At 28.6% G+C, this 8,951-nt stretch carries 11 protein-coding genes and 2 tRNA genes; 10 read left to right on the top strand and 3 right to left on the bottom strand.

Annotation, left to right across the window (positions count from 1 at the left end; translation table 11 throughout):
• The first annotated feature begins 270 nt into the window (after positions 1 to 270).
• The 7 genes from LJD32_RS13855 to LJD32_RS13885 all read left to right on the top strand — a co-directional run bounded on the left by LJD32_RS13855 (position 271) and on the right by LJD32_RS13885 (position 5,338).
• Positions 271 to 903, top strand: coding sequence for a type III toxin-antitoxin system ToxN/AbiQ family toxin (locus tag LJD32_RS13855; RefSeq protein ID WP_227392682.1), 633 nt, complete (start codon positions 271 to 273; stop codon positions 901 to 903).
• A 63-nt stretch (positions 904 to 966) separates the two neighbouring features.
• Positions 967 to 1,851, top strand: coding sequence for an ROK family protein (locus LJD32_RS13860; RefSeq protein WP_119362913.1), 885 nt, complete (start codon positions 967 to 969; stop codon positions 1,849 to 1,851).
• Positions 1,852 to 1,861: 10 nt separating this feature from the next.
• Positions 1,862 to 2,533 (top strand): hydrolase, encoded by a 672-nt coding sequence (locus LJD32_RS13865; protein ID WP_032091681.1) that lies wholly within the window; start codon positions 1,862 to 1,864, stop codon positions 2,531 to 2,533.
• A 73-nt stretch (positions 2,534 to 2,606) separates the two neighbouring features.
• Positions 2,607 to 3,494, top strand: coding sequence for a thymidylate synthase (gene thyA / locus LJD32_RS13870; protein ID WP_022001193.1), 888 nt, complete (start codon positions 2,607 to 2,609; stop codon positions 3,492 to 3,494).
• Positions 3,494 to 3,964: a dihydrofolate reductase gene (locus LJD32_RS13875; RefSeq protein ID WP_147580916.1), complete on the top strand. Its 471-nt coding sequence runs from the start codon at positions 3,494 to 3,496 to the stop codon at positions 3,962 to 3,964. Before thyA ends, LJD32_RS13875 begins: the two co-directional genes overlap by 1 nt.
• A 4-nt stretch (positions 3,965 to 3,968) precedes the next feature.
• Positions 3,969 to 4,682, top strand: a complete 714-nt coding sequence (locus tag LJD32_RS13880) for a lysophospholipid acyltransferase family protein (protein ID WP_032091679.1) — start codon at positions 3,969 to 3,971, stop codon at positions 4,680 to 4,682.
• Complete coding sequence (locus LJD32_RS13885; RefSeq protein ID WP_147580917.1) at positions 4,682 to 5,338, top strand: alpha/beta fold hydrolase; 657 nt, start codon at positions 4,682 to 4,684, stop codon at positions 5,336 to 5,338. Before LJD32_RS13880 ends, LJD32_RS13885 begins: the two co-directional genes overlap by 1 nt.
• A gap of 289 nt (positions 5,339 to 5,627) precedes the next feature.
• On the opposite strand, the gene LJD32_RS13890 is transcribed toward LJD32_RS13885, so the two are convergent.
• The 3 genes from LJD32_RS13890 to LJD32_RS13900 are packed head-to-tail and all read right to left on the bottom strand — an operon-like array spanning position 5,628 to position 7,977.
• A complete protein-coding gene (locus LJD32_RS13890) occupies positions 5,628 to 6,089 on the bottom strand; it encodes an HD domain-containing protein (protein ID WP_227392683.1) in 462 nt (153 codons plus the stop codon).
• Entirely contained in the window at positions 6,086 to 7,396 is a 1,311-nt protein-coding gene (locus tag LJD32_RS13895; RefSeq protein WP_118348102.1) for an RsmF rRNA methyltransferase first C-terminal domain-containing protein, read from the bottom strand. Before LJD32_RS13895 ends, LJD32_RS13890 begins: the two co-directional genes overlap by 4 nt.
• Positions 7,396 to 7,977 carry a hypothetical protein gene (locus LJD32_RS13900; protein ID WP_022001187.1) on the bottom strand — a complete coding sequence of 194 codons (582 nt, stop codon included), beginning with the start codon at positions 7,975 to 7,977 and terminating at the stop codon, positions 7,396 to 7,398. Before LJD32_RS13900 ends, LJD32_RS13895 begins: the two co-directional genes overlap by 1 nt.
• A gap of 104 nt (positions 7,978 to 8,081) precedes the next feature.
• On the opposite strand from LJD32_RS13900, the gene LJD32_RS13905 reads away from it, so the two are divergent.
• From LJD32_RS13905 to LJD32_RS13915, 3 genes are all read left to right on the top strand, one after another.
• Positions 8,082 to 8,585: a hypothetical protein gene (locus LJD32_RS13905; protein ID WP_119362916.1), complete on the top strand. Its 504-nt coding sequence runs from the start codon at positions 8,082 to 8,084 to the stop codon at positions 8,583 to 8,585.
• Between the two features lie 68 nt (positions 8,586 to 8,653).
• Positions 8,654 to 8,740, top strand: a tRNA-Leu gene (locus LJD32_RS13910).
• Positions 8,741 to 8,745: 5 nt separating this feature from the next.
• A tRNA-Gly gene (locus tag LJD32_RS13915) sits at positions 8,746 to 8,819 on the top strand.
• Positions 8,820 to 8,951: the final 132 nt, after the last annotated feature.

Raw genomic sequence — 8,951 nt, forward strand, 5'->3', positions numbered from 1 at the left:
CTGTATAAGACCTATAATGTATTGTCATTAGAGGCAGTCGTGGTTGAAGCAAGAAGCTCCGACTTCTAAACGAAGTGTAAGTCGGAGTAGTTCACTTATTGTCAATACCATGGAATCCATGTATTAAAAATAGATGAATAATCTTAATAAATCAATTGTATTTTGAGACAAAAATTGCTATTATAACAGTGGAGAAACTGTCTTCAAAAATCAGGAGATTCCCTGCCAAATAGTGGGAGCTAAAAAATCAGGAGATTCCCTGCCAAATAGTTGGAGCTAAAAAATCATAGATTTCTTATAAGAAATCAAATACTTATACGAAGAGATAACCTCTTCGTTTTTTTATTATCTAAAAGGAGCTATATTTATGAAATTGATAGTCAATATATGGAATATTTATACAAAGCAGATTCAAAAGTTTTAATACATAATAGTGGAAATCATCAAAGAAAATTTATTGCTATAAAAGTATTAATAAATGGTTATAAGTATTTTGTTCCCTTATCTTCACCTAATAAAAGAGATTATTATAATGATCAAGATGGTCATAAAAAAGTTCAATTTACACGAGTTCCAACTATTAAAAGAATATTTAATGGGAATCCAACGGTTGAATCATATCTAGGAAAGTTATTATTTAATCATATGATTCCTGTTCCTGAAGGATGTTATCATGAGTTTAATATTTTTTTAGAAAAAGATTTAAAGTATAAGAGATTATTAATAAATCAAGTTCAGGTTTTAAGAAGTTTTAAAAATCAAGAGGATATATTGAGACGAGCACAAATTGTTTATAAACTGAAAAAAAGAAAATCTTCTTATAATTATATAAAATTAGCAACGGTTGATTTTGAATTATTGGAAAGAAATTGTGATGAATGGAATAAGGTGTTTATAAAATAAGGATGTTAATGATTTGTTCAAAAAAATGTACTATAATAATGTAAGAAACGAAAGGAGAAGCTTATGAAAAAATATTTAGCGTTTGATGTTGGGGGAACATCTGTCAAATATGCTGTTGTAAATGAAGAAGGAGGAGTGTCTTCATCAAATAAATTTAAAACACCAGATACATTAGAAAAAATGTATCAAGAAATAGAAAATGTAGCTCATGAATATCAAGATGTAGAAGGAATTGCTTTATCAATGCCAGGAGCTGTTGATAGTGATGGTGGTATTATTTATGGTTCAAGTGCTATCGATTATATTCATGGTCCAAATATTAAAGAAGATTTAAAACAACGTTTAAATAAAGATGTTGAATTTGAAAATGATGCTAACTGTGCAGCCCTTGCAGAAGTATGGAAAGGTGTTGCATGTCATGAAAATGATTGCTGTTTTATTGTTAGTGGAACAGGAATTGGTGGAGCAGTTATTAAAGATCGTCATGTTCATCATGGAAATGCATTACATGGTGGAGAATTTGGTTATATGATTATGAGATATGATCAAGATGAAAAGAAATATTATACATGGTCAGATGATGGATCAACTGTTGCGGTAACTAAAAGAGTGGCTAAGGAACTAGGCGTTGATTATCATACTTTAGATGGTAAAGAAGTTTTTGATCAAGCGGATAATAATGAAGTTTATAAAAAATATGTTGATGAATATTATCGTACTCTTGCAATGGGTATTTATAATTTACAATATGCTTATGATCCAAGCATGATTATTATTGGTGGAGCTATTTCATCAAGAAGTGATTTATTAGATAAAGTCAATGAACAATTAGATATTATTTTTTCTCAATTAACGCATGCACATGTACGACCAAATATTAAAGTATGTCAATTTGGAAATGATGCGAATTTAATTGGAGCAACATATCATTATATTCAAAGACATTAAGGAGGATTTTATGAATAAAGCAATACCTAAAATCAATACCCAACTTAGAAGTCATACAATTCTTGTACCTGAAGTTTATCGTGAAGCTACAGGAGTTTTAATTAATGGAAAAAGAATTAAATCATTGGTTTTTTCAACAGATGTAGCGGTGATTGCTAATTGTAATGCGGATGCTGTTATTGCGGTTTATCCTTTTACACCAACAATTCAAATTACAGAAGCAATTATTTCAGTTGCTCAAAGACCTGTTTTTGTTGGTGTTGGTGGTGGAACAACTGCCGGTAAACGTGTTGAATCGATTGCTTTAGATGCAGAGTTACATGGAGCAACAGCTGTTGTTTTAAATGCACCAACAACAACTGAATTTGTTCAAAATCTAGCAGATGATATTGATATTCCTGTTGTTTTAACAATTGTTTCTTTAAATGAAGATTTAGAAAAAAGAATGTTACATACGAAAGCAAATATTATAAATGTATCTGGAGGAAAAGATACTGTTAAAATTGTTAAAAAATTAAGAGAAATTGATCCTAATTTCCCTATTATTGCTACTGGTGGACCAACAGAAGAAACAGTTAGAGAAGTTATTCAAGCAGGAGCAAATGCTGTAACCTTTACACCACCTACAAATGGTGAAATCTTTAAAGGAATGATGGAAGAATATCGACATAGATATGATTAAGAGGAGAAATCCTCTTTTTTTGTAGATGACAATTGAAATGATTTTCTATATAATTGACAAAGAGGTGAATGAAATGAAACAATATTTAGATATGTGTCAATATATATTAGAAAACGGTCAAGATAGAGATGATCGTACAGGAACAGGAACACGTAGTGTTTTTGGTTATCAAACACGTTATGATTTAACAGATGGTTTTCCTTTACTTACAACAAAGAAAATGTTTTTAAGACCTATTGCTGAAGAATTATTATGGTTTATTAAAGGAGATACTAATATAAAATATCTTGTTGATAGAAATGTGAAGATTTGGAATGAATGGCCTTATGAAGCTTTTAAGAAAAGTGAAGATTTTCATGGAGAAACTTTAGAAGAATTTGTTGCTAAAATCAAAGAATTACCAGCAGATGATCCATTTGTTGTGAAATATGGTGAATTAGGACCAGTTTATGGTAGACAATGGCGTAATTTTAATAATGAAGGTGTTGATCAAGTAGCAAAACTTGTTGATTCATTAAAAAATAATCCATTTTCAAGAAGACATATTATTTGTGCCTGGAATCCAGCAGAAGTTGATGAAATGGCACTTCCACCATGTCATGCTTTCTTACAATTTTATGTAAGCAATGATAAAAAATATTTAAGTTGTCAATTATATCAAAGAAGTGCAGATACATTTTTAGGAGTACCATTTAATATTGCATCTTATGCTTTATTTACAGCAATGCTTGCTCAAGTATGTGGGTACAAACCAAAAGAATTTGTGCATACTATAGGAGATGCTCATATTTATAAAGATCATTTTGATGTTGTTAAGGAACAAATTTCTAGAACTCCTTACCCTAAATGTCAACTTGTTTTAAATCCAGAAGTTAAATCTATTTTTGATTTTACAATAGATGATATTAAAATTGAAAATTATCAATCTCATGGCAGACTTGTTGGAAAGGTGAGTGTCTAATGATTTCTATTATTGTAGCAACAGACGATGATTTATTAATTGGTAAAAAAGACTCTTCTAATGGAATGCCTTGGCATAATAAAGAAGATTTACAACATTTTAAAAAAACAACACTTCATCAAACAATTTTAATGGGAAAAACAACATACATGGCAATAGGAAGACCACTTCCTCATAGAAAAACAATTGTTGTAACCCGTGGTGAATTAGATGATGAACGTGTAGAAGTAAGACATGATTTATTAGAAACGATTCAAGAATATAAAAATAAAAAGGAAGATTTATTTATTTGTGGAGGGGCTTCTATTTATAAGCAAGCACTTCCTTATGTAGATGAACTGATTATTTCTAGAATACCAGGAAAACATGAAGGTGAAACCTATTTTCCAAGTTTTGACGAATATAATTTTCAATTAGAAAAAGAAACACAAATGGAAACATTTGTCTTACAAATCTATAAAAAGGGATGATGATATGAAAAGAATTATTTTAGTTGTCTTAAGATGTATTTTTAAATTACCTTATTGGTGGTTTTATAAATTAAAACAATATCAAAATAAAGAAAAATATCCAACAATTGATGAAGGATATCAATTTATACATAATGTTGCTGATGAAATTGTTAAAAAAGCAAGAGTAGATTTAGAATGTTATGGTTTAGAAAATCTTCCTCAAGAAAATGGATATCTCATTACTCCTAATCATCAAGGATTATTTGATATTGTGGCTGTTTTTAAAACACATGATAAAACAGCTAAATTTGTATTAAAAAAAGAATTAGCATCTACAATTTTAATTAAAGATGTTGTTAAAACATTAGACTATTATGCTTTAGATCGTAGTAATATTAGAGATGGTGCCAAAATGGTTAAAAACGTTTCTAAAGAAATAGAAGCTGGTATGAATTATGTTATTTATCCAGAAGGAACACGTTCTCAACAAGGTAATAAAATAGGTGAATTTAAAGGTGGAACCTTTAAAATTGCTTTAAAATCTCATTGTCCAATTGTTCCAGTAGCAATGATTGATTGTTATCAAGTATTTGATAACAATACAATTAAACCCGTAAAAGCACAAATTCATTATTTAAAACCAATTGAATATGATGAATATAAAGATTTAAAAACACCTGAAATTGCTGCTCTTGTTCAAAGTAGAATTCAAGCGTGTATGGATGAGTATTGTTAATGTTTATACATGTAAATGGTGTGCGCTTGTTTTATGAAAAACAAGGAACAGGGAAACCTTTAATTTTACTTCATGGAAATGAAGAAGATCATCGTATTTTTGATGAAGCTATAGAATTATTAAAAAAGCATTATACTGTTTATGCTGTTGATTCTAGAGGACATGGTCAAAGTGATAAAGTTCTAGAATATCATTATCTAGATATGGCAAAGGATATTCAAGAAATGATTGAACAACTTGAATTAAAAGATGTTTCTTTAATGGGAAGTAGTGATGGAGCAATTATTGGTTTATTAATAGGAAGTCTTTATCCAAAACTTGTAGATCATTTAATTCTTGCAGGAGTCAATGTTAAACCCAATGGGGTTATATTAGAAATTTATCAAGAAATGAAGGAACAATATCAAAAAACAAAAAATCCTTTAATTAGAATGATGTTAGAAGAACCTCATATTTCTAATCAACAACTTCATCAAATAGAAGCTAAAACATTACTGCTTGCAGGAAGTGATGATTTAATTAAATTAGATCATATTGAACGTATTTCACATCATATTAAAAACTGTGAGTTTAGAATTCTCGAAGGAGAAGATCATAGCAGTTATATTATTCATAACAAAAAGATTGCTAAAATTATATTAGAAGAATTAAAATAAAGGGGATGTTACGAAATAATTTAAATCGTAACATCCTTTTTTGTTATAAATTCTAACTAAAAAATAGAATATTGATATCTTATCAATAATATTTATTTCCTACTAATTAATTCCTCGAATGTTATAGTTGAGGAATTGTTGTAATTAGATACAATTGTTTCTTATAGTAGAATAATTGTATTATAAAGATACTTAAAATTTCTATTTTTAATGTCTTTTTATTTTACAAAAGAAAAGACTGTTGTTTTTTATTTGTCAACAGTCTGAAATAAAGAACCATTAAGGTTCTTTATTTGTTAAGAAGTAATGATGCTTTTTCAATATATTTTTGATGATATTCATCAAAAATACAATCAGGATCATGATAATAAGTTTCTAAAACATCACACATTTTAAGTAGTTCACTATATTGATCATGAACTTTATTTTTAGTTGAATGATTTTTAATAGCTTGAACGATAATATCTATTTCTTCATTTTCAAACAATAAACTTTCTTCTAACATCTTTCTAGTAAGTTCACTTGAAAATTGAGCGTGATTAAATGAGGTATTGTTTTTATAAACGGAATAATCATGTAAAAGTCCCATAATAGCGCATAGTTCACAGTCTAATTGTACATACTGACTATAGGCAATACATAAGGTTGAAACGCCAAATAGATGACGATAGCCTTGTCTTTTTTTGTTTCCAAAACAGTTTTTTTCAAGTTCTTGATATACGATTTTTTCAATTTCTAAATATCTTTTCATCGTCTAAGTCCTTTAGGATATAAATTTTTAACTTGATTATTACTTTCTTTATAGAAAGAAAGTGGATAACCATCTACAAAAATAACACCATATCCTTTTTGATTATTTCCTTTCAAGGTTAAACCAGAAAGATAATCTTTTACTTCTTGACTATCACATTTAAAATTATAAGATCTTTTAACATCTTCTTTATTTAAAGTAAGAGCAAGTGAAAGACTTGGTTCAAATCTTCCTTTTTTACATTCTCCTAAATAAAGACCATTTCTTAAAACTTTGATTGGAAGTTCAGGAAAATGATTTAAAATAGCATAGACATGATTATTTGATTGATAAAGATAAGGTGGTACAGGAATATTTAAGTTTTCTTGATAAAACTTTTGAACAAGTTGTAGCTGTTCTTTCTTTAAATTTGGTTTTAAGATTTTTTCTTTTGAAATAGCTGTTTCTGTTGTTTTTTGTAACATGGCTATAAATTGTCCTTCACCACGATTAATGTGAGGATACATTCTAATGGTTCCTTCAATAAAACCATCAGACATTCCTTCTTTTTTATTAATTGGAAGTAATTTCATACCTAATTCATTGATCATATATTCAACTTGTTTTTCATTTTCATCTAAAGAATAAGTACATGTAGAATAAATTAAAATGCCATCTTTTTTAAGCATCTTATATGCTTGATCAATTAAGTTTCTTTGAATATAAGCACACTCATTTATCTTTTGCATTGACCAAGTATCAATTGCTTCTTTATCTTTTCTAAACATACCTTCTCCAGAACAAGGAGCATCTAAAATGATTTTATCAAAGAAACTTTCAAACTTCATTTTTAAAGGATCACAATTCGTCACAATTGTATTTTTTAAACCAAATCTTTCAATATTACTTGATAAAATAGAAGCACGTAATTTAGAAATATCATTAGCAATCATTAATCCTTCATTAGAAAGACGGCTGGCAACATAACACGTCTTACCTCCAGGAGCACCACACATATCTAAAACATAATCATTTTCTTTAATATCTAAACAAGCTGCTACGCTCATAGCACTTGGTTCTTGAATATAATAAAGTCCACACATAAAATAAGGACTTTTCCCTAATGGATAATGAAGATAGTCAAAATAATAACCACCATCTACATAAGGATGTTTTTCTATATATTGATGATTTAAATGATTTAAAACATCCTTTTTTAAAGGATTTAAATAAAATCCTTTAACTTCATTTTCATTTAAAGAATTAATAAAAGCATCAAAATCATCTTTTAATAATTCTTTCATTCGTTTAATAAATAATTCATTCATTATTTTTTCCCCTCAATAAAATAAGTTGCTTCCATATCGGCAACACTTAATGCAAAAGCAATAGGAAACATTTCAAAAGCTTTTCCAACATTTCTAGCATCTTCATTTCCAGAAAAGCCCATATGATATCTAATCGCAAAGGCTTCTTCTCTTGTAAGACGCATATACCCACTAATCATATAAACACTTTTTTCACCATGACCATAAGGCAATTGATCATCATATTCATAGTTTGGTACTTGAATCCATTGACCATCTTTTTTAACATTACGTGTTCCCTTTTTATAACAATTAATTTTACATAAATCATGTAATAATGAAACAATCGCAATTGTTTCTTCACTATAATTCATTTGATATGTATCTTTCACTCTTTCTCTTTGAAGATAATCTTTCAAACAATCATATACATTTAAACTATGTTCAAGTAATCCACCATCATAGCTTCCATGAAATCGTGCACTGGCAGGTGCTTCAAAGAAATCAGAATGTGGAGATAATAAATATTCAAGAAGTTTTTCGCTTCCAGGTCTTTTTATATTTGTTTTATATAATTCTATAAATCTTTCTTTATTTGTCATAAGCATTCCTCTTTTTTTTATATTTTATCGAAAACATGCTTTTTCTTCAATAAAAGTATGAAATAAAATATCAAGGACATACTAGAAATGAAAGAAGGAATAAAATGAAAAGATATATTATAACTTTGATACTTTTAATAACTTGTACTTTTACTTTAACAGGCTGTAGAAATCAAACAACTGATAGTGGTTTTAAAGAAAACGTAGAAATTGCTTGGGATGATGTAAAAGATGATTTTGATCAGATAGATCAAGATGTTGAAAATGATACTTCTAAACAAGATGTTAAAGCCTTAACACAAACAATTTTAGATGGTTATGATAAAATTAAAGAAGGAATTACTCAAGATAATCAAGAAGAAGCTAAAAAAGTTTATGAAGCTGCGAGTCGATTAGAGTATATAGAAAAAAATACAGATCAAAAGTTATCAAGTGAAGAAAAAGAAATTTTAGAATTAGGAAAGAAAACGAAAACATTGATGATGTATTATTATGGAAATGGGGAAGGTGTTTTTCAAGATGCTGTAGATGATGTAGAAAATGGGATTGATCGTGTAAAAAATTTCACAGAAGAAAAATGGAATGATTTTAAAGATAAATTAGAGTAGGGAATACTCTTTTTTTATTTTTTGCTTGTTTTATAATAAAGGTCTTGTTATAATGATAAGGCACACAAGCCCGAATGGCGAAATTGGTAGACGCAGCAGACTCAAAATCTGCCGGTGTAACAGCTGTACCGGTTCGAGTCCGGTTTCGGGCACCATACTTGCGGGTGTAGTTCAATGGTAGAACTTCAGCCTTCCAAGCTGACTACGTGGGTTCGATTCCCATCACCCGCTCCAAGTGATGATAACATCTCTAATGAGATGTTTTTATTATATGCTAAAGTGAAAAGTTAAATTCCACTTTAAAAAAATGAAAAATAAAAGTAGAATTTACTCTTTCAGAAAGCAGATTTTATAAGAATATTAGGT

It is taken from the genome of Faecalibacillus sp. TM498 (genome assembly GCF_020589955.1).
Lineage (GTDB): Bacteria > Bacillota_I > Bacilli_A > Erysipelotrichales > Coprobacillaceae > Faecalibacillus > Faecalibacillus intestinalis.